Origin of the sequence: Desmonostoc muscorum LEGE 12446 (assembly GCF_015207005.2) — a bacterium.
Classification (GTDB): domain Bacteria; phylum Cyanobacteriota; class Cyanobacteriia; order Cyanobacteriales; family Nostocaceae; genus Nostoc; species Nostoc muscorum.
Window position 1 is genome coordinate 183,166 of sequence record NZ_JADEXS020000001.1, and the last position, 20,923, is coordinate 204,088.

Consider the following 20,923-nt stretch of genomic DNA (forward strand, 5'->3'; position numbering starts at 1 on the left):
GTTTTGGTAATGCATTCTCCCGCAGGCTTATCCCAAGAGTTATTAACAGCATCTGATGCGGATAAAATAAATTATTTTACTAACTTTACAGTAGTACATCGGCTTTTAAAGCAAGCTTATGAAGAATTGTTAGATGCGGTGAACAATCCAGGGGGTGCATCATTAATTTTCTTGTTTGGTCCTACAGGTGTGGGAAAAACAACCCTCTTATCTCAAGTAATGAAAATCATCTTTGAACAAAACCAAGGTTTAATGATGCAAGATTTAGCATATCTTCCCATTGCGGGAGTAGAAGCGCGTTCTCCAGACAGCGGTTCTTTTGATTGGAAAGATTACTACAAAAGCGTTTTAATTGCTTTAAGAGAACCATTTGCTGATTATAAGGTTAGAGTATCTAGTAGTCGGGTTTATGCTAGTGGTAGCGAACAAAAAACAGTAAAAGTTAAGCCTAACCTCGGTGATTTACGAGCTGATGTAGAGTATATATTTAGACAGAGACAGTTAAAAATTTTTCTAGTTGATGAAGCGCAACGTTTTGCCAAAATAGCTTAAATGAGGAAGTAGCTGACAACCATTCATCGGCAGATTCGGCAACGAAAATCAAACGCCAAAAACACTATCCTGGCGAACGAAATCCCAAAAGAGATATTGTTGGAGGTGGAAATGCTTGATAATCAATTGAACTTAAAACCCCCTTGGTATACTCAACAAATAGATGTACCACAACGTAGTCATTTATATCCTTTAAAACCACTATTATTAGGAACAGCGTTTACTGAAAGTTTGACCAGCTACATTACACGTTTAGCTGCAACTCACCAAATTCCCACAGGAATTTTACTGGCTCAGGAATTAGCCCCTAAAATTAATCGCTATAAAGGACCAAATCCAGATAGTTTATCACAGATATTTTTCCACATCTTTTTTAACCAAACAGGTGCATGGAATGGAACTGGAACTATGGCACTTGAGCCTTTATTAGTTTTACAAAAGCTAACTCAACAGCCTATCTTAAAATATTTAACATTAATACCTTGGTCAAAAGTTGTACCAACTAGAAATCTCTTGCGTAAATATAAGGCTTGGTGTCCGTTATGTTATTCGGAATGGAGCAACAATGGTCTTCCACTTTACGAGCCATTAATTTGGTCTATTTCAACAGTTAAAATTTGTTCTAGACATCAGTATCCTTTAATGAATTATTGTCCCAACTGTGGTCAAAATGTTTACTTGTTAGCTTGGAATACTAAAAATGGATTTTGCTGTAGATGTCATTATTGGTTGGGTACAGCTTGTTCAATGCTAGAATCAAAATTCTATCATACCGAAGAAGGAGAATGGCACAATTTTGTTGCCCAACAAGTTGGAGAACTAATTGCTCAAACACCATATTTAATTGAACCACCAAATCGAGAATCAGTCGCTCTAGCTATAAATAAGTGTATTGATGTTGTGACTCAGGGTAATGCTAAAGCTTTTGCCGAACAAATGCATTTAAGTCTTACTGTTCCTAGAGATTGGCGTGTTGGCAATGCATTGCCTCAACTTAATAAACTATTACGTGTATGCTACCGATTATCAATTTCTCTAATTGATGTTTATCTCGGCCGCCTTAATCTTGATAGCTCTATAGTTTTAAAGGATTTACCATTATCCGAACAATACTCTCAAACTAATCGCCCATTTGATCTAAATAAAGTGCGTTCCTTTTTAGAACTACATCAAGAATCTTTTCCACCCCAATCGCTCAAACACCTTGCATTCCAAATTGGTTATGACTCAGCTGATTTGTCCCGACACTTACCCGATTTGTGTCGTCGAATATCTGCACGTTATAAATTACACACCAAATCTTGTTTAAAACCCCGTGTATAATATTTATGATCTTCCGTGCCTTTATACTTTCTTTCCTTTGTGGAAGCACTTCATGGCAGTGCCCTTGTGGAAGCACTTCGTGGCAGTTACTGCCATCAAGTGGTTCAAGTAACATCTCTAGCAATTAATGTTGAAATTTCACTTACTCCCTATTAGGGATTGAAACCCCTGATTTTTACTATTAATTAATTCCAATTTAATTGTTGAAATTTCACTTACTCCCTATTAGGGATTGAAACTTCCCCTGTGGTTCCCACGATTGTGGTGTTTTTGGTTGAAATTTCACTTACTCCCTATTAGGGATTGAAACTTCAACTTGAGAATCTTCAAGCTCTGCATTTGCTAAAGAGTTGAAATTTCACTTACTCACTATTAGGGATTGAAACACTGAGATTCATGATGTCGAATTTGAATTAGACGCGATAAATCGCCGTCTCTACAAAAAATTGATTATTGTAGAGACGGCGATTTATCGCGTCTCTTGCCTTAACCGGATCGCGTCTCTTGCCTTAACCGGATTGCAAAATTACATAAAAATCATCACATTCAGTAACGAAACACCAATATCCAGCATCCAAAATCCGAAGCTAACTATGGTGTTTGGAACTTTTTTTTTTAAAGGGTTGCCTCCTTGAATATCCAGCACTTGTGCTAATTCAGTTGTATTCAATGACTTCACGAGACTCAAACCAAGAGACTTACTAGAAATACTTTGAGTGTAGCTGGCGTTGAGATAAGGAATGTATTGTGACTTTCCTGCAACATAAGTTTGGAAGAAAGGCAAACTTAAAACATTCATATAACGACGCGCTTGGGAAGCATCGCCAATCATTTCAGCAGGTAATGATACTTGTTGATTTGTAGGGTTAGCGTTACCAATGGTGGAAAAATGGGTGGCACCTACAAGCATGACTAGATATTTTTGTGGATTTGCCAGCGACGAGAAAGGTAGAATTTGCTCGTATAAAGCCGGTGCAACAGTATCATCACTACTGCTGACAATCATCACTGGAGTTTTGATTTGATTTAAGCCAGCTTGACCGAAAATAGAACTGGTAATTGGATTAACTGCGATCGCCGCTTTGACTCTCTCATCCCGCAGGTTATAATCTTTGCCAGAGTTATTAATACTCAATTCCAAAGCGCGACACTGGAGCAGTAAGGACATATTCCAGGTTTTTTCCAGTCCTGCTAGTTGACAGTCTTGTTTTAGCTGCTCAAAGTTGATTTTAGCGCCTGCCAACGCCAAGGCTGTGTAGCCTCCCAAAGATTGACCAAATACGCCAACGTTTTGCACATTGAACCGATTTTTAAACCGTGAATCAGATTGGTTAGCTTTTTCCAATTGATTCAATACATATGTAATATCTAAAGGTCGGTCTTCAAATTCACTTGGTTGTGCTAAGTCATTGGCGTGTTTATTCAACAGCAAACGCAATTTTTTAATATCGCTACTAGGATGATTGGGAACAGCTACAACAAATCCATAGGAAGCTAAGTGAGTAGCTAAATATTGAAAGTTGCTGCTGTCTAAACCCAAGCCGTGAGAAATCACAATTACAGGTGCGGGAGTTTGAATTTTGGGAATGTAAACATCAGTTAATAAAAGCCGATGCCGCCTTGAATCAAAAAACTTTAAGGTATATTTTTGTGACTTAAACTTTCCCGGAATTTGTAAGTTAGGTAATTGTGATAAATTTGGTTGTTGGATGTTAGCAGCTTCGATTTTTGACTTTTGGGAAACTACCGCGATCGCTTGCTGGGTTTGATTAACAAGTTTGTCCAGTTCTGTAGCTATTCCGAAAGTCTGCGCTACATCAAGGTGAATGCTGCTGCTAGGATATTTACGTAACACATTTAAAAGTGTTAAGCCTCCTGATTCAGCAGAGGCTGAAATCAGCGCCGATCGCAAAGCACCAAATTCTGATTCTGGTTGAGGAGATTTGGTTTTAATCGCTTGCGCCAACCGATGCAGCAAAAATTCTCCTTGGGATGTGTACAGAAGTTGCGAAACCACTGCCGGAGTAACTTCCACACGATTAAGTAAAATCCGCCGCAATTCCTGAAGCTTTTCAACAGGTAAATATTGTTGATATGCTGCTAAATCATCGTCAATTACACCTGTTTTGGCGTAGTTTTCTAAAGCTGTGACTGAAATCGAAAGCTCTAGAGCTGAATAAGACGCATAAATGCGTTCTGCTGCCGATACAGAATTACTAATTCCAAATGTTGGCAGCACCATTGAAAGAACCAGCAACAGGAAATTTTTTCTCAGGGTGCTGGCCCAATTACCAAACAAACTATTCATCGCTCAACTGTTTCGGTGGTCTGGTTTTTTGAGGTGTTGGCTTTGGTAGTTTTTCGGGCGCCCTGCTTGGTTTATTGAAAAAGAATTCAGAATTCAGAATTCAGTAGGATTTATGTATGACTTGCAGATGAATAAATCCATACTGTACTAGGATATTCATAATCATTACTGATTGATTTCGACTCCTAAATTCTGACTGCGGAATTCTTTTTCAAAGATTTTTTCTGGCTATAAGTTTAACAAGTTAGATCGCTACAAAGTCAAATTTGTGGAAAAAGTATCGATTTTACAAAAGAATGACTTCAGTAGTTTGCCTTCACCAGAAAATCATAACAAATCAAAAAATATCATGCCTCAGTAATTATGTTGTAACTTTGGATATGGCACAATTTTACTAGATTAAAAAAATACTAAAGCTTTTGAAAATAATTTCTACTAATTCTCAGAATTCTTCTAAGTCAAATTGAGAATTCATCTGACTTATAGCGTTTCCCCACAAGCGTGAGGTACACCTGTAGGGGCACGGCAGTGCCGTGCCCCTACACCTTGCGATCTGATGTTGTACTGCATCTGAATGGGAACCGCTAAAAGTATGATTAACATTGAAATGAAGCAAACTTGTTGTTGATTTTTTTACATTCTGACTCCTGACTCCTGAATTCTGAATTCTTCTTCAATCACTTTTTCCCAAGGCGATCGCCACTGAACCTGTGACTACTAAACCCGCTCCTAATATTCCTAAAAAAGTGAACCGTTCTGGTGGAATTAAATCAGGTGCGATCGCTGATACCACGGCAACTGATATTAATGTCACAATGGGAGCCAAAGCTAATACTGCACTGACTCGTGATGCTTCCCAATGTTCTAATGATTCAGCAAAAGCACCGTAAGCAATTAGAGTATTCAAAGCACAAAAAATCAACATTCCCGACCGCAAAGCATCAAGTGTAAAAATTGATTTTACACTAGCTAAGGGAGTGAATAATAAAGCACAACCTCCGTAAATAATTAGCATGATGCTAGCGGAAGACAAAGATTGTAATAATTGCTTTTGTGCCAAAGCATAAATAGCCCATGCTGCTGCTCCTAGCACAATCAAAATACTACCTAGTATATAAGTATTTTGCGCTGTAATTAAATTCGTTAGCTGTTCCCGAAAAAATAAAAAGTAACCGCAAATCAGTACACTGACACCAATCCATTGATACAGCCGATAACGTTCATGAAAAATTACTAAACCACCCAAACCTAATAAAAGGGTAGCTAATTGAATCAAAACTTCAGCATTAGCGGGTGATGTTAATGCTAAACCTTGCATAAATAAGAAGTAATTCATCGCTAAGAAGAGTGTAGCGATCGCCAATAACTTCCCAGAAGCAGAACGCAGTTGTTTTAACTTCGGTAATTTCCCACTTATTCCTAAATATCCAAACAGCAGTACAAATGATACCAAAAAACGAAACCAAATAACTGTATAAACATCAAGTGCTTGCAAAGTTACTGCAAGAGCGATCGGTAAAATTCCCCACATTAAGACAGTTAACAGAGATAACCCTAACCCTAACCGCCAGCGACCAGAACTTTGATGTAGTGACATTTAAATATGCGAATTTCAAGTAGGGCTAATAATATATAGTTTACACATCTAAATTTTATCAACCTCTTGCTGAATAAGCATATTAACCACTATTTCATACATAGGTAGGGGCGTACAGCTGTACGCCCCTACATTTAGGATTTCAGGAATTATGGTAATTACGATCGCTTAACTAACGAGTGCGTAGGCCTAGCCCGCCGGAGGTATCGCCAAGTATCGGTTCTATATTGCTGACTTTGGTATGGTCTAGGTAATTATAGACTCTTCTCGAAACTTCACGGACAAAATCTCCAGCTTTGGGATCGTAGTTTGGTCTTTGCACCAAAACACCTGCTAAATAGCTTTTGCCGTTGGGCATTTGAATAATACCCGCGTCACCAATGATAAATCTCAATGTACCAGTTTTGTGGGCGATGGTAGCTCCTTGACCAATACCAGCTGGTAGTAAACTATTGGTTTTCACACGGCGCATAATGCCTAAAACTTGATTGCGGCTGTTTGGGGATAGTAAACGATTATTAGAAACTAACGCCGCCAATCTCACCAAATCTTTAGAACTAGTTGTATTTGTGCCAGCAACGTCTGGAAGTAGATTCCGGAGTGCTGTATTTTGCAATCCCCAGCTACGAAAACGTTGGCTCACTTTTGCTGCACCACCCAAGCGATCGAGAACCATATTTGTGGCGGTATTATCGCTGATTGTCATCATCAAGGTAGCAGTTTCTAAGACGCTAAATTTAGTGCCGATGGGTTTGTATTGCATAGTTCCCGATTCACCAACCCTTAAATCGCGCCGCATCACTAATTTATCTGTGAGTTTAATTCTCCCAGCGTCTATTTCTTGAAAAAGAGCCACTAATAAGGGAAATTTGATTGTACTGGCAGCAGCAAATCTTTTTTCACCATTAATATCTATATAGTTTCCTGTATCTAAATCTAAGAAAAAGATTCCCGGATTTAATGTTTTATAACTCGCTAACAAAGTGCGAATTTGAGAAGTAATACCGACCATTTCCTGACCAAGATTGACAACTCCAGCAAATGTAGCTGCATCTGTGGATTTGATGGCAATATCTTCTCGATTTTCCCCAACAATGGGATTACTTTGGCGGTTAAATGAATTGAATTTGAAAATCCAATGAGAAGGAGAATCTCCTTTAATTGATATATTTTGAGAATTAACATCATAACCGGGAGCTAATTCTACGACAAAACGAGTTGTTTGAGGGTCTGGGTTGCCGACGCGAATTTGTTTAACTGCATTGCCAAAACTTTGTTTGACACTATCAGAATTAAAATTAGTTCCAGGTAAATCAATTACCAATCGGCTAGGATTATCTAATAAAAAGGCTTTTGGTTCTATTCCCGAAGTGGTAGTTAGGTCTAATTGGTTTTGGCTAGAATCATAGTACCAAGACTGTAATTGTGAAGCTTTAGCTTGTCCTGCAACTAGAACCAAACTGCTTAAACCAATGGCCAGTAGATGTGATTTCATGTTGTGAATGTGGGTGTGCAAGTAAGGAGCAACTAATCAGGTTTACTTAGATTGTTTTCTGATGACTGTGCTGAACTTCCGGAGAAAAAGCCAGACAATTTTGGATTTTAGATTTTGGATTGATATGTGGATCAATCCGCTTGCCCTGTAGCATCAAGGAATAATTGGTCATAAATCCCATTGAGTTATTTTTTGAGATGGTATTTGGGATTAGATAAGCACAATAAATCATCATTACTTATCAAAAGTAAATCGCTGACAGTTTTATTTATGATGTGAGTTGACAACAACAGAAATTGTTAATCTAGCGGAACGACGAGCCAAGGATTAATTATGTTTCCGACTTATGTTTTGTAGAGAGAGAAAGTAAAACCCATTCACTAAAACCTTAATACATATAGATTTCGCGTAGGGGCACGGCATTGCCGTGCCCCTACCAACGTATTTGTATCATAATTAAAGTTAAACGGTATAAGATAAGTCCTATACGCAAAACTGTCCCTCTCCGACTCTTAAGAGGAACAGACTTGAACTTTAGTTCACAACGCAGAGAGAGGTTCTGAGAACTCCGTTTAAAAGAAATCAGCCACCCAAGGCGAGGCACCTGCAAATATTTGCGTAGCTGCTGAAATAGCGGTTTCTGTCCCGTGCAGTTTTCCGGCTATTTGCAAATGGTAGGGGGTAAACAAACTTGTATATAGTGGTGCTAGTTCTCGGACATCTAACTGCAACTCACCTTTTCCACCTTTTGTAACTTCACCGCGTCCATTGGCAACAGAAAGAATGAATTTACCATTGTTTCCAGTTAGCAAATTATCTTGAATATCTAGGTGCAGTTGAGCTTGAATTCCTGATGGATAACCCCGCATCTCCAATGCCTTGACTACATCTACTATTCGCAGCATCCAGCGAAACTGAGTCGAAATCTTGGCTGTTTGCTCTGGTAACACCAATGTCAGGGTATCAATTGCAGAACTCTTCCAACGCACCCGCTGAATTTGGGAGCGATGGGTGGCGAGAAAAGACCAGAAAGTTTGGAAAGCCGCAACTGTTCTCAGTACCCAATCTTTGACTAAGATAATTTCACCATCTTGTGTTCGTTGTTGAGTGAAGATGATGTAACCTTCGGGTTGGTCTTTTGCACCAATGAAATAGGCATAGGCTATTTCGTTTTTATCTGCTTGGATTAATCGCTCCCAGATTGCGGGATGTCGGTCTAAATATCCATGCGTGAGTTTTGCTTGCTGCTGATATAGTTGGTGAAAGACTTGATGATTTATCGGAACTACTGGTTGCAAAGGTAGGGGTTGCTCCCGTAGCCCAATTGCGTTGGTTGGAACTTCCCAAATGTACCAGCTACCCCCCTGCTCATACCCGACTTTTCGATACAGGCTTTGCACGGCTGGGTAAAGGGCAGACAGCGGTACACCTCTAGCATAAAGTTCTTTGAGGGTGTGCTGCATGAGAGCGATCGCTCCCCCCGAACCACGGTATTCTGGAGTAATACCCACTACGGCAATTCCCGTCATTGGTACACGCTCACCACCCCACCACTGAGCCATATCCAGAGTTGCCAATCCCCCAATTAATTGCTGTGACTCACGAATAATGCGAAAATTTTCTACGCCAATTTGGTTGATATAAGCTTCCTCGCCACCAAGTGCGTTGACAAAACACTGCTTAAAGATAGTCCCAAGCTGCTGAATATCTTGGGGATGGGCAAGTGTGCTGTATTCAAATTGAGGTGTCATTTCTTATACGATTAATAATACAAGAGCAAAACTATACTACAACAAAGGTTGCTTGAACTTTGACCTTCTGAGGTTCAATGTTGACCTTCTGAGGTTCAATGTTGACCTTCTGAGGTTCAACTTTGACCTTCTGAGGTTCAATGTTGACCTTCTGAGGCTCAACTTTGACCTTCTGAGGTTCAACTTTGACCTTCTGAGGCTCAACGTTGACCTTCTGAGGTTCAACTTTGACCTTCTGAGGTTCAACTTTGACCTTCTGAGGTTCAATGTTGACCTTCTGAGGCTCAACGTTGACCTTCAAAAGCTGGCTAATATTAAAATTTAGATTATAATTCAATACGCTTGGGTTAAGGGTTATTGGTGTAGATAATTGGTCTAGAGAAGACGCGATAAATCGCGTCTCTACATGAGGGTTTTGGGCTGATCTGGATTGTATTGGATTATAATTACTGAAACTTATTTTTCCCAAAATAAAATACTGATGAATGTTGTCATCAATTTATTGCTGTTTTTGCTGCCAATTCTGAGTAGCCTTTGGATTGCTCAAAGTTTCGATCCTTTATCTCCTTATCAGCCTCTCCAGGTGATAGACGGTGCAGCTTTATATAGAAAAGAATTAACAAACGGTAACGAAGCTTATTTACAAGTTATTGACCTCCGCAAAATGCACATCGACCAAATCATTGGAGAGGTCGATAATATGGGTCAAAATCAAGGTAATTACTATAAAGGAGAAGGTGGACATTACAGCCCTTTTTTCAAAACCAAGTTATTCTCAGAAGTTGCAAATGAATATCAACAGCTTTACGGTAACAACGTTTTTTCTATGATTAATTGTTCTTTTTTTGAGCAATATCAACCTAGTACTCAATTATCTTTCCCAATTAAACTCAATGGTGTAGTCATCAGTAGCGGTAATAGTCCTTACGGCCCCGTCAAAGAACCAAAAGATAAATATTATAGTAATATTCGCCTCAAGGCTTTAGTTTGGGATGAAAAGCAAGCGTATATCACAAATTACGACCAAGTTAGTGGTGCGCCTCTGAATCAAAAAGCAGTGAAAAACGCCATCGTCACTTACGAATACAGCGACCATCCGGCAAAAGTATTAGCTCAAAATCAAGTAAATAAATACCAAGTCATCGGTACTCTTAACAAAGATGGTGTTAAGGGTGACGAGTTGCTGCTGATTATGACAGTGAACCAAACAACTTTAGACGAGGCAGCGGATTTATTACGCAAATTAGGAGTCAAAGGCGATATCATTACCGTTGACGGTGGCAGATCAACTTATTTGTTCAATCCCAAAAGCGGAAATATTATTGTTCCACAACTGTCTAATCCGCAAGAAAATCCTGCTTTTCGACACCTACCTCATTATCTGGGATTCCGTAAAAAAACTAAAAATCAGGTTGCGCCAAAAATCTTGCTCAGTCAGCCAGTTGGTAAAGTCGTTGCAAATAAAGATCAGCCTTATTTAATATTGTGGCGAGACAATTTTGATGGCGATGTCTCGATTAAGTTGTACTATGAGAACAAACTTATTCAAAACATTTCTTCCCGTACTGCTAGCGATGGAGTTTATGAGTGGACACCGGGTATTCCTGTAAAAGAAGGCTATTTTGTTCGGGTTTCTAGCTCCAAAGACCGGAATATTTTCGGGCAGTTGCAATTTTAGCCCAATGGGAAAATGAAATGGATAACTGGCTAATCACAAACCTCTCAATAAGATTGGCGGTGTGGCAGTGGTTGGAATTGTCATAGTTTCTCACAGTAAACAATTAGCTCTGGGTGTGCGGGAACTCGCCGCGCAGATGGTTCAGGGTGAATTCCCGATCGCCATTGCAGCAGGTATTGAAGATCCCGAAAATCCCTTGGGTACTGATCCCATCCAAGTTAGTGAAGCGATCGCTGCTGTTTTCTCTGATGATGGTGTCTTAGTATTAATGGATTTGGGTAGCGCTTTGCTAAGTGCAGAAATGGCACTGGAGTTTCTCCCAGAGGAACAGCGGCAAAAAGTCTATTTGTGTGAAGCGCCTCTGGTAGAAGGTGCGATCGCTGCTGTTGTAGCTGCTGCGGCTGGGAAGAACATTCACCAAGTTATGGCGGAAGCACGGAGCGCATTAGTAGCAAAAGCAACTCAATTGGGTGTGGCTAGTAGTCCTTTGTTGGTTGTGGATAGCGACATCCCAGCAAGCAATACAGAATCCCCAAGGCGAGAAATCCAGCTGATTGTCAGCAATCGCTTAGGATTACACGCCCGCCCCGCAGCCCAGTTTGTGGCAACCGCAGCCCGATTTCAATCTCAAATTTTGGTGCGGAATTTAACTAGAAATACTGGGTTAGTCCGGGGTGACAGTATTAACCAAGTCACAACTTTAGGGGTGCGCCAAGGACACGAATTGCTGATTACTGCCACCGGCTCAGATGCAGATGCAGCGCTGGCAGCATTGCAAGTATTGTTTACAACTAATTTTGGTGAAGATAATGTTGCCTTAAATTCTCCACCAGTATCTAGGCAGGAAGTTACCCCAGCAACTCCCGGCGAACTTTCGGGAATTGCAGCTTCTGGTGGAGTGGCGATCGCACCTGTTGTTCATTATCAACCCACTCCCATTTCCATTACCCAATACCACGTAGATGATCCAGAAGCAGAGTGGCAACGTTTACAAGCAGCAATTCACATCGCTCGACAAGAAATTCAGGCGGTGTTCTCACAAGCATCTTTTCAAATTGGTGACGCTGAAGCCGCCATCTTTGATGCCCATTTACTATTTTTAGAAGATCCAGTTCTGTTGGAAGCGGCTTATGGGCGCATTTTAGAACACCATATCAATGCCGAAGCTGCTTGGCAAGCCGCAGTCGATGAAGTGGCGACTTCCTACCAGACACTTGAGGACTCTTATTTGCAAGAGCGAGTGGACGATGTTGTGGATGTGGGGCAAAGGGTGCTGCGATTACTAACTGGAAATGCCCCTGTCAACTTGCATCTTGATTCACCAGCGATTTTGGTAGCGAGTGATTTAACGCCTTCGGATACCGCCGGACTAGATCCAACAAAGGTGCTGGGCATTTGTACAACTTCTGGCAGTGCCACTTCCCACAGCGCAATTATCGCCCGCACCTTGGGTATTCCCGCAGTTTTGGGAATAGATGCCCAGGTGTTGCACTTGGCAGACGGTACAATCATGGCACTCGATGGTGAAAGTGGCAAAGCTTGGGTAGAACCAGAATTAGATATTCTAGAACAGCTTCAGGCAAAGCGAGAAGCTTGGCAAACTGCCCAACAACAAGCACGAACCACAGCACATCAGCCAGCAATTACTCGTGATGGTCGTCAAGTTAGCGTTTTTGCCAATATTGGTAGTATTAGTGATGTCCAAGTTGCTGTCGCTAACGGTGCCGAAGGTGTGGGACTACTCCGCACCGAGTTTCTGTATTTGGACAGAACCAGCGCCCCCACTGAAGAAGAACAATTAGCAGTGTATCAGGCGATCGCTCAAGTTTTAGATCATCGTCCGCTGATGATTCGGACTTTAGATGTCGGCGGCGATAAACCACTTCCTTATTTGAGGATAGGGTTTCCCGAAGCCAACCCATTCTTAGGCTGGCGGGGAATTCGTTTTTGCTTGGGTAATCCAGAAGTTTTCAAAACTCAGTTGCGGGCAATTTTGAGAGCGAGTGTCGGACACCAAATTAAAATTATGTTGCCGATGATTGCCACTCTCACGGAGGTGCGTGCAGCTAAGGCAATTCTCGGTGAAGTGCAAGCTGAACTACATCAAGTTGGTATCCCCTTCGATGCAGCGATAAAACTAGGGATTATGGTAGAGGTGCCATCAGCAGTGGCGATCGCCGATCAATTAGCCGCTGAGGTAGACTTCTTTAGTATCGGCACTAATGACCTTAGTCAATATACTATGGCTGGTGATCGCACTAACCCACGAGTGGCAAATTTAGTTGATGCGTTGCACCCAGCGGTGTTGCGGATGGTACAGCGAACTGTCCGAGCTGCCCATGCGGCGGGGATTTCTGTAGGTTTATGTGGTGAATTGGCAGCAGATCCTTTAGCAACACCGATTTTATTAGGTTTGGGGCTGGATGAATTGAGCGTGAATCCCCAAAGTATACCTGCAATCAAACAGGCGATTAATCACTTAAGTTTAGAGGAGAGTGAGGCGATCGCAGCATCAGTATTACAGCAAGATTCAGCAAAAGATGTCAGGGAGCTAATTTTGACTTCGGTTACTCCCCCTGCCTAAATTACTCCCTTCTCGCCATAAGATTTTTTGGCGTTGCTGAATCGTGGGATGATTTTGCACAATTAATTTTGAACAATTTTTCAATGGTTTCAACCATCAATTCATATCATGTCCGCTTGATTACTTATTAAATAGATGAACTATAATATCGCCATAACGACCAGGAACATCATTCATTAAAAAACGAACAAGTCTCTTTTGGTGCTAGCTCAAAAGAGCTTTCCTCGCCAAAGGCTTTGCACTCTCCTTGTTCTCCTTTAACTTTAACTATTTCGGACTATAAAACTATCTGCCAAATTTTGATGGTTTGATCGGCACTACCGCTAGCGAGTAACTTACCATCTGGACTCAGGGCTAGAGAATTCACTGTCCCTGAATGGCCAGTGAGGGTTTGCAGTAGTTCACCTGTGGAAAGTCGCCACATTTTGATAGTTTTATCAGCACTCCCACTAATCAGATTTTGTCCATCTGGAGTAACGGCTAAGGATTTTACTGCATCTGAATGTCCAGTTAATGTGTGCAGCAGTTTACCAGTGCCCAAATGCCAAATTTTGATGGTTGTGTCAGCACTACCGCTGAAGAGGATTTGTCCATCAGGACTCATGGCAATTGATTTGACTTCGCCATCGTGACCGTTAAGTGTGCTTAATGGGTCACCTGTGCGTGGGTTCCACAACCTGATTTTGTTGTCAGAACTACCACTGGCAAGGATTGTACCATCAAGGCTGATTGCTACGGCATGAACAGCAGAAGAATGCCAAAGGGTACAAATGCGTTGGCATAGCCCGCCGCAGGCATCGCCTTTATCTAAATTCCAAATCTTGATTTTATTACTGCCACTGGCAAGAATTGTACCATCTGGGCTGATTGCGACAATATTTACTGGTTTTTGATGCCCTAAAAGTGTGTGCAATACTTTGCCTGTTTTCAAATGCAAGAGTTTGACATTACTTTTGGGGTGTTCGCAGCTACCAACAGCGAGAAAATTACCATCAGGACTAATTGCTACGGACGAAACTTCACCCAAATTTTCTGTGAGAGTGCGGATTAGTTGGCCAGTTTTGAGATTCCAGAGATTGATGGTTTTGTCTGCACAGCCACTAACTAAAGTCTCACCATCAGGACTAATAGCCACAGAGGTGACTTTGCCAGCATGTCCAGTTAGGGTGTAGGTGAGGTTGACAGTTTCTAGGGTGCGTTTATGTTTGAGATTGGCGATCGCATTTAACAGTTTCTCTATACCTAGAATACTTTGGCGATCGCTCACACCTGTAAAATATTCTTTTAACTTTTGGAAATATTCTTCATCTTCAATTCTCACGGCTGATTGCATCGCCTCTAATGAGTTAGCAAATTCCTGTGGTGAGACTTGACGTAATTCCAACCATGTGTATATAGAGTAATCAATTTGTTCCTGTGCCCAAGTGCGATCGGGTAAATGTGATAAGCTGTGGGCTAATTGCAAAGCCAACTCTGGAACCCAGTAACGTCGCTCTTGTTCTAGAGCTTGGTAGACTTGTTTGTAACCTGTGGCGATCGCCTGTACAGATTGTAAATCAAGAGCATCTTTGAGCAAACTTGGCAGCAACTTTGGCAGCAAAGGTGGTACATCATGGTGAATTAAGTGATAAATATCCGCTACCCAAGCAGCAACCAGAAAGTGACAAGAAATCAACACTTGGCAAAGTTTTTCAAAATCTTGATGATTAACTTGATATTGCAAAGATAATTTACTAACATCAATTCCTTGAGCCTGCCATTTTTCTGATTTTTCTAAAATTGCCAAATTAAACACATTATCTCTGCCCAAAAGATTGATTTCTTCTAAAGTTTCTCCCAGCGCTAATAATTCATCTCGAATTTTTTTCCACTCCAAAGCGCGACTTTTGGCAGATTCCTGAAGAATTTCTTTATAGGATAACCGTGCAATTGTTTTGTAGTAATATTTCTCTTGTTTCAATCCCCAATAAGCAATCCGAAAATTCAGATAATCGCCATCATTTTCTGACTCTAAAATTAAAATCGGCTCTGTTTTCAATATGCCATACAGAGCCTTGATACTGGATTCACTATGAAAACGTTTACTATCCCAAGCCCCTGCTAAAAATTCTGTTGGTCTAACAGGATTATGCAGAGAGTAATTCTGATTGAACAATTTTCTTAAACCTTCAGCCAACATTAATTCTATTTCACAAATGCCATCATTCCTATGTTCAAATTGATCAAACTTGATTTGCGGAGGAGCAAGAAAAACTTTTAGCGGAGTACGTCCTTGGTTTGGATGAGATTCTAAAATTTGTGACGGGTATAATCTTAAAGGCCAGCTATCAAAAATTTTGTAAACTTCTGGTAACTTGAGAGCGGTCTCTCTTTCATGATTTGCTACTTTTAATTGTGTCTCACGCTGATCAACAGCTAATTGTTGTTGCAGAATTTTTGTTTGTTCAAAGCTGGAATCAGAACTATCATTTTGTGTGATGATATTTCCAAATTTTACAACTTCGTTGATGACTTTTGGCAAGAGATAATTAGTTGTAGTCAGACTTTCTTCCGTTCTCTTTTGTATCAGGTCTACAATTACAGGTGCAAACTCTAATACCAATTGAATTAGTAACCTTAGCCCTGGCTCCATAAGGAGATTCCTGTTAAATAAGTAACACTAACAGTGTGCCGAAAATCTGAATAATAGCCGAGTGTTGGACATTGGATAGACAATTCCTTTACTCTTTGTCTATAGAATGTCATCTATTCCAAAAGATAGCATGTATAGCTGAACTTTTCCGGGAAGAGTTCACAATAAACAGTTATCAGGCGTATGATATAGAATTCAGTTTTGATATAACTTGTTTTGCGCCCGCTTGTTCAGTTAGGTTTGCGGCTGTGATGACTACAACGATAAGCAAGCCTAAAGCATCAACGATTATATGCCGCTTACGTCCTTTTATTTTTTGTCTCACGCAAAGGTGCAAAGAAGGACTTTTGGAACAATTCTACTGAAGACCGTCATTTATCATTAAGGCGATCGAAACAAGATACAGTTATTAAAGTGAAGTTTTAGGTGTAAACAGATGCACAAAAGTTTGAAAAGTAAGCTGCCACTTCTGCTGACATTCTACTTATTTACAAACTTTTTACCTGCCTCTGGTTCAGTTTCATGTCCAGCCGTTGCCTCTGACAAATATGATAAAGTAGCCAGTAATTATGGCACAGATGGACGCATAGGAAGCAATGGGCGTTCGGGTAGAGATGGTTCTAGTGGTGAGAACCAGAATATTTTTGTCGATGGTTCACCTGTGAATCTTGATCTATCGGGGAAAGACGGGGAAGATGGGGAAGATGGAGAACGGGGTTATCGACCTAACTGTGGAAACCAACGTGATAATGTCAGCCACGATATCAATGCACCAAATGGCGGTAGTGGTGGTAGCGGCGGTAAAGGAGGAGATGGGGGTAATGGTGGTTCGATAACGGTTTACTACAAGAATTTGATAGACTTGCGAAATATTTTTGTCCGCGCCACTGCCGGCGAAGGCGGACGCGGCGGTAGAGGTGGGAATGGTACGGCGGGTTGTAAGTGTCGCAGACGGAAATGGGAAGTGCAAACTTGCGAAGGAACTCCCGGTACTCCTAATTATAAGTGTACTAACAAGGTTTATCGATGTAGTGACGGTAGTGATGGGCGAGATGGTAGCGATGGTAGGGATGGTAGGAAAGGAAGCTTAGGAACTTTGAGTATTGTCAACAGCAAGGAAGCTTTGGCTGATGAGAATCCGACTGTGAAGTTAGCAATTTCGGAATTGACAAATAAACCATTTAACCTGTCGAAAAACAAGTGGAATGTTCGTCCGGGGGCAATTTCTCTACTTGCGCCTGGTTCGGCGATCGCCGATAATTATCGAGAGTTTGAACAGCGTTTAGAAGAAGCTTTTCAAATAGTTTGGCAAGAAAGACAACCCATCACTAGTTTTGCCAATGAAGTGGTAACAGTAAATTTAACTGACAGTAAAGAAGTAGAAGTTAGTTTTCCTGAGGATTTATGGGTTGCTGGTAGCAGCAAAAGTGAAGCTAATTTGACAACTTATACTGTTAACCATGCCATTCCCAAAAAAGATGTTACTCGGTTAGCTGTGGCTGAGTTTGCCGATGCAGGACAAAATCTGAATTTAAAAATAGTTGATTTGGCAGCAAAATCTGATGCCATTAATACTCAGTTTCGCCTCAAATTCCGTGCCCAAGATAGCTTGCACGGTTTTTCTGGCTACAAAACTGAATATGAAGGGGATATTCTCGATGAATTTGTGACTCGTGACTACAACCGTTTTACTCTAGCTTTGGGTAAGCTGAAAATTGATAACGAAGCTTTACGTCCTGGTGTGAATGTTGAGATTGAAGTGATAGCGATTCGTTCTTTGGGAGAACGTTCTGCTAAGCAAACTATTCGTTGGCAAGGTGTAGTTCGTAAGCCTAGAAGAAATTAATTCTCACGCAGAGGCGCAGAGGCGCGGAGAGTTTTTAAGAGGATATCTGATAAATATTTTACTAATTTTACAGGGTTGATATGATGTATTGTTTCACAGATAAAATCGGATTCCCATATTAATTTACCACCCAATTCCCAGTCCCTACGGATTGTTATTGCCAAGATATTTAGCTTTTAGTTCTTCTAATTCTTGATCTATTTGACTTTTACTAGAAGGTTGAGGTGTTGAATTTGGTGGTTGGATTTTATTTGGTTGGGGTTTATTGCCAACGACAAACTGGGTTTTTATTTGCTCTAATTCTAAATCGATTTGGCTAGGAGATTGGGGGACTAAAGGAGGTGTAGAATTAGCCGGAGGTTGAGGAACAGGCTTTGCTGGTGTAGCTGGTTGTGAGTGTTGATTTAAGTCTTTTAAAACGGCATCTACTGTTTGATAACGGCGCATTGGGATACTTTCTAACATCTTGTTGAGAATGCGACTTAATGCATTACTAACAGGAGTTTTTATGTATTTCTGCCAAATCCAAGTATCGTTGTTGGTATCATAGGAATCGAAGGGCGATCGCCTGGTTAATAAATTAATACAAGTAGCACCCAAACTATAAATATCGCTGGCAAAAACAGCCCTACCTCGCATTTGTTCAGGAGCGACATATTCGGGAGTTCCAATACTAGTGCCAGTTCTATTTAAGGCAGTGCCAGTAGCAGATTTAGAAGCACCAAAATCTACTAAAACTAATTTGCCATCACCGCTACGTAAAATAATATTTTCCGGCTTAATATCGCGGTGAATCACTTGTTTGGCGTGACAAAACTGCAATACTGGTAATAAATCATTGAGTAATTGCCAGATTTGCGCTTCACTAAAAGCACCTTTATGTGCTAACTCCTGAGCTAAATTTTGGCCATCAATAAATTCTTGGACAAGATACTGGCGATCTTCTTGGGTAAAATATGCTAAAAGTTCTGGAATTTGGGGATGCTTACCCAATTCATCTAACTGTACCGCTTCTTGGTTGAATAACTCCACGGCTTTTTGCACAGTATTAGTGCCTTGAGCTTGGGGATAAAACTGTTTAATTACACAGCGCGGTTTTGATGGTTTATCTTCATCCACAGCTAAAAAAGTTCTGCCAAAACCACCTTGACCTATTGGTTTAATAGCACGGTATCGCTCTTTGAGAAGTAACTTAGAACCGCAAGTCAAGCAAAAATTGACATTACCAGAATTTTCAGGCTTCGGACAACGGGGATTAAGGCAATAACTCATGGAGGATGGCGCCCAGAATGGTTCTTACTTATCTTTATTTTCCACTGTCTTCAAGAAAAGGGTATTTAGATTCGCCAATTATCCAGCTTCAAGTTGTAGCCTAATGCTTGAATCCGCTGATAATGGGATAAATTACCACTGACTAAAGTTAAGTTTTGTTGGATTGCAATAGCTGCAATAATGGCATCAGCAAGTCCTATTGGTTGTCCTGTGCGTTCTAAATCTGCATAAATGCGTCCCGCCAACTCAGCATCACTGAGTTCTAGTGTTAACACTTCAGCAACCGCAATTTGATCAAAAAACTGTTGAATTTTATCTTCTGTCCAAGCTTGTGCCAGCCTTTGACAATTTCTAAGACTGTAATAGTGCAGATAGTATACTGACCAAAAACGGCTAGATAAGCAATAGCCCTAGATACAACACGCTCGTCTCTACGCTTGAGACTCTCGGAAAGAATGTCTGTGTCAAGTAGTACTTTGTCCAAAACCTTGATTTAAGGGGTGTGCTGCCCGATCCTTCATTACTTCTTCTAGCATCTCATCAACTGAGGCAGGATCGTCAGCGAATAGTCCCAATAAGGGATACTTTGCCGGTTCTCTCATTGCTGGTTCTCTCATTGGTAGTTGTTCAATCGCATAAGCAATCAATTGCGACAAGTCACAATGGTGAGACTTTGCCAAAGCGCGTGCTTTTTCAAGGATTTTCTCGTCAATTTGCAATTCTATGTTTTCCACGTCGCCTCTTGTGAAAGCATCTGTGCTACGGCGATTCTAGCATTTTGGATGTGTGGTTAATGAAGGGGCGTTAGCGTTCGCGGAGCGTCTCGTAGAGAAGCTCGCCGCAGGCATCGCTACTCAACTATTTTTGATTGATTTGGAGAATTTTCAGCAACCTCTGTTAAATTCATCGATGCATTTTTCATTTCCATTACCAAGTCTTCAGTGGCTTCTATAATTGCTTTTGTCAATTCATTTTCTTTCTTGTATACTTGCTCATGCATAAATACTTTAATAACTGAACCCTCAGCAAGAAACGTAATAGTGGGATGTAAACTTTCAAAAGCAAAAATTACCTGATCTTGATAACCTTGAACATTTTCACACACCCAAACCGACATCAATTTTACATACAGTGGTAGTGAAGTATATAATAAATTATAAGACTTAGCAGAAACTTGATTATTCTTTTTGATAGCTTCTTCTATTATTACTTTTATTTCATCAGTATCAGCAATAGGTAAAAGAGTTACTACTGTAATTTTCTGTTCTGTATCTTCCAAATAAAGATTAACTTCATCTAGACAAAGTTCATCCCCGTCATATTCTACATCACTAATTGTTGATACACCTATTAGACGTTGCCCGATAGGAAATTCATTGATTGCCATATTTATCACGCTTTTTCCTTGCTTGCTTGAGAATTTTAATAGCAGTTTCGGCGTCTATATCTCCCGCAGCAGCTAAATTAGCTAAGTCACCAACTTTAAGATTTTGATAATCGCTACGTAACTGATTAACCTGTGCTTGTCCTCCGCCACGTTCACGAATAGCATTAGCAATGATGTCATCCTTAATATTAACAAGATTGCCAAGTTTTTTCAGTCCGCCAGGGGTGAGTTTCACGCCCTCCTGTTCATCATTTGTCATTTATATAGGACTCATATCTGATTTCTGAACAAGATTTCAGATAAAACCCTAGATAAAACGGGCTTTTCAGTCTCAGTATGTTTTCAGAAATCAAATCGGAGTCCTATATATATCTTCTTCTAGACCGTGCCACTCTTTAAATCCAGTTTGTATCAGTTGCATCATTGTCATAGCTTCGAGTCTTTCTTCAATTTCTGCCATCAGTTTTATGAGTTACTGTACTGCTAGCTCAAAAATCA

Annotated in this window: 18 protein-coding genes; 7 read left to right on the forward strand and 11 right to left on the reverse strand. The window is 40.6% G+C overall.

The features are described 5' to 3' along the window. Window positions 1-9 precede the first annotated feature (9 nt). From IQ276_RS00745 to IQ276_RS41230, 3 genes are all read left to right on the forward strand, one after another. Window positions 10-552 (forward strand): ATP-binding protein, encoded by a 543-nt coding sequence (locus tag IQ276_RS00745; protein WP_235115324.1) that lies wholly within the window; start codon window positions 10-12, stop codon window positions 550-552. A gap of 111 nt (window positions 553-663) precedes the next feature. Then, entirely contained in the window at window positions 664-1,875 is a 1,212-nt protein-coding gene (locus tag IQ276_RS00750; RefSeq protein ID WP_193916017.1) for a TniQ family protein, read from the forward strand. Between the two features lie 15 nt (window positions 1,876-1,890). Continuing rightward, entirely contained in the window at window positions 1,891-2,031 is a 141-nt protein-coding gene (locus IQ276_RS41230; RefSeq protein ID WP_444880221.1) for a hypothetical protein, read from the forward strand. Window positions 2,032-2,401: 370 nt separating this feature from the next. On the opposite strand, the gene IQ276_RS00755 is transcribed toward IQ276_RS41230, so the two are convergent. The 4 genes from IQ276_RS00755 to IQ276_RS00770 form a co-directional block, all read right to left on the reverse strand. Continuing rightward, complete coding sequence (locus IQ276_RS00755) at window positions 2,402-4,183, reverse strand: alpha/beta hydrolase (protein WP_193919377.1); 1,782 nt, start codon at window positions 4,181-4,183, stop codon at window positions 2,402-2,404. A 673-nt stretch (window positions 4,184-4,856) separates the two neighbouring features. Continuing rightward, on the reverse strand, window positions 4,857-5,780 hold the full coding sequence (locus IQ276_RS00760; RefSeq protein WP_193919379.1) for a DMT family transporter: 924 nt from the start codon (window positions 5,778-5,780) through the stop codon (window positions 4,857-4,859). Between the two features lie 172 nt (window positions 5,781-5,952). Beyond that, window positions 5,953-7,275, reverse strand: a complete 1,323-nt coding sequence (locus tag IQ276_RS00765; RefSeq protein WP_190884861.1) for a serine hydrolase — start codon at window positions 7,273-7,275, stop codon at window positions 5,953-5,955. 572 nt (window positions 7,276-7,847) lie between these two features. Then, window positions 7,848-9,026, reverse strand: a complete 1,179-nt coding sequence (locus IQ276_RS00770; RefSeq protein WP_193919381.1) for a GNAT family N-acetyltransferase — start codon at window positions 9,024-9,026, stop codon at window positions 7,848-7,850. Window positions 9,027-9,078: 52 nt separating this feature from the next. Between IQ276_RS00770 and IQ276_RS00775 the strand changes: the two genes are divergently transcribed. From IQ276_RS00775 to ptsP, 3 genes are all read left to right on the forward strand, one after another. Beyond that, entirely contained in the window at window positions 9,079-9,351 is a 273-nt protein-coding gene (locus IQ276_RS00775; protein ID WP_193919383.1) for a hypothetical protein, read from the forward strand. Window positions 9,352-9,507: 156 nt separating this feature from the next. After that, window positions 9,508-10,704: a hypothetical protein gene (locus tag IQ276_RS00780; RefSeq protein ID WP_193919385.1), complete on the forward strand. Its 1,197-nt coding sequence runs from the start codon at window positions 9,508-9,510 to the stop codon at window positions 10,702-10,704. Window positions 10,705-10,771: 67 nt separating this feature from the next. Further along, window positions 10,772-13,288, forward strand: coding sequence for a phosphoenolpyruvate--protein phosphotransferase (gene ptsP, locus IQ276_RS00785; protein WP_235115325.1), 2,517 nt, complete (start codon window positions 10,772-10,774; stop codon window positions 13,286-13,288). A gap of 277 nt (window positions 13,289-13,565) precedes the next feature. On the opposite strand, the gene IQ276_RS00790 is transcribed toward ptsP, so the two are convergent. After that, entirely contained in the window at window positions 13,566-15,920 is a 2,355-nt protein-coding gene (locus tag IQ276_RS00790; RefSeq protein WP_193914281.1) for a WD40 repeat domain-containing protein, read from the reverse strand. A 175-nt stretch (window positions 15,921-16,095) separates the two neighbouring features. Continuing rightward, window positions 16,096-16,245 (reverse strand): transposase, encoded by a 150-nt coding sequence (locus tag IQ276_RS00795; RefSeq protein WP_373690461.1) that lies wholly within the window; start codon window positions 16,243-16,245, stop codon window positions 16,096-16,098. Window positions 16,246-16,356: 111 nt separating this feature from the next. On the opposite strand from IQ276_RS00795, the gene IQ276_RS00800 reads away from it, so the two are divergent. Continuing rightward, window positions 16,357-17,766: a collagen-like protein gene (locus IQ276_RS00800; RefSeq protein ID WP_193914279.1), complete on the forward strand. Its 1,410-nt coding sequence runs from the start codon at window positions 16,357-16,359 to the stop codon at window positions 17,764-17,766. A 144-nt stretch (window positions 17,767-17,910) separates the two neighbouring features. Here the strand turns inward: IQ276_RS00800 and IQ276_RS00805 are convergent, their stop codons facing one another. From IQ276_RS00805 to IQ276_RS00825, 5 genes are all read right to left on the reverse strand, one after another. Further along, entirely contained in the window at window positions 17,911-19,038 is a 1,128-nt protein-coding gene (locus IQ276_RS00805) for a serine/threonine-protein kinase (RefSeq protein WP_193914277.1), read from the reverse strand. 65 nt (window positions 19,039-19,103) lie between these two features. Further along, window positions 19,104-19,313 carry a PIN domain-containing protein gene (locus tag IQ276_RS00810; RefSeq protein WP_228042845.1) on the reverse strand — a complete coding sequence of 70 codons (210 nt, stop codon included), beginning with the start codon at window positions 19,311-19,313 and terminating at the stop codon, window positions 19,104-19,106. A gap of 189 nt (window positions 19,314-19,502) precedes the next feature. Next, the gene (locus IQ276_RS00815; protein WP_193914275.1) at window positions 19,503-19,772 is read right to left on the reverse strand and encodes a hypothetical protein; all 270 of its coding nucleotides are present in this window, start codon (window positions 19,770-19,772) and stop codon (window positions 19,503-19,505) included. A gap of 116 nt (window positions 19,773-19,888) precedes the next feature. Further along, window positions 19,889-20,425 carry a DUF6334 family protein gene (locus IQ276_RS00820; protein ID WP_193914273.1) on the reverse strand — a complete coding sequence of 179 codons (537 nt, stop codon included), beginning with the start codon at window positions 20,423-20,425 and terminating at the stop codon, window positions 19,889-19,891. Continuing rightward, the gene (locus tag IQ276_RS00825) at window positions 20,412-20,684 is read right to left on the reverse strand and encodes a hypothetical protein (protein ID WP_193914271.1); all 273 of its coding nucleotides are present in this window, start codon (window positions 20,682-20,684) and stop codon (window positions 20,412-20,414) included. The genes IQ276_RS00820 and IQ276_RS00825 overlap by 14 nt, the downstream gene beginning before the upstream one ends. Window positions 20,685-20,923: the final 239 nt, after the last annotated feature.

What these genes read in the sequence shown, in the direction of transcription:
- IQ276_RS00745 (WP_235115324.1), top strand. Translation starts at nt 10, where the DNA reads ATGCATTCTCCCGCAGGCTTATCCCAAGAGTTATTAACAGCATCTGAT.
- IQ276_RS00750 (WP_193916017.1), top strand. Translation starts at nt 664, where the DNA reads ATGCTTGATAATCAATTGAACTTAAAACCCCCTTGGTATACTCAACAA.
- IQ276_RS00755 (WP_193919377.1), bottom strand. Translation starts at nt 4,183, where the DNA reads ATGAATAGTTTGTTTGGTAATTGGGCCAGCACCCTGAGAAAAAATTTC.
- IQ276_RS00760 (WP_193919379.1), bottom strand. Translation starts at nt 5,780, where the DNA reads ATGTCACTACATCAAAGTTCTGGTCGCTGGCGGTTAGGGTTAGGGTTA.
- IQ276_RS00765 (WP_190884861.1), bottom strand. Translation starts at nt 7,275, where the DNA reads ATGAAATCACATCTACTGGCCATTGGTTTAAGCAGTTTGGTTCTAGTT.
- IQ276_RS00770 (WP_193919381.1), bottom strand. Translation starts at nt 9,026, where the DNA reads ATGACACCTCAATTTGAATACAGCACACTTGCCCATCCCCAAGATATT.
- IQ276_RS00780 (WP_193919385.1), top strand. Translation starts at nt 9,508, where the DNA reads ATGAATGTTGTCATCAATTTATTGCTGTTTTTGCTGCCAATTCTGAGT.
- IQ276_RS00790 (WP_193914281.1), bottom strand. Translation starts at nt 15,920, where the DNA reads ATGGAGCCAGGGCTAAGGTTACTAATTCAATTGGTATTAGAGTTTGCA.
- IQ276_RS00800 (WP_193914279.1), top strand. Translation starts at nt 16,357, where the DNA reads ATGCACAAAAGTTTGAAAAGTAAGCTGCCACTTCTGCTGACATTCTAC.
- IQ276_RS00805 (WP_193914277.1), bottom strand. Translation starts at nt 19,038, where the DNA reads ATGAGTTATTGCCTTAATCCCCGTTGTCCGAAGCCTGAAAATTCTGGT.
- IQ276_RS00820 (WP_193914273.1), bottom strand. Translation starts at nt 20,425, where the DNA reads ATGGCAATCAATGAATTTCCTATCGGGCAACGTCTAATAGGTGTATCA.
- IQ276_RS00825 (WP_193914271.1), bottom strand. Translation starts at nt 20,684, where the DNA reads ATGACAAATGATGAACAGGAGGGCGTGAAACTCACCCCTGGCGGACTG.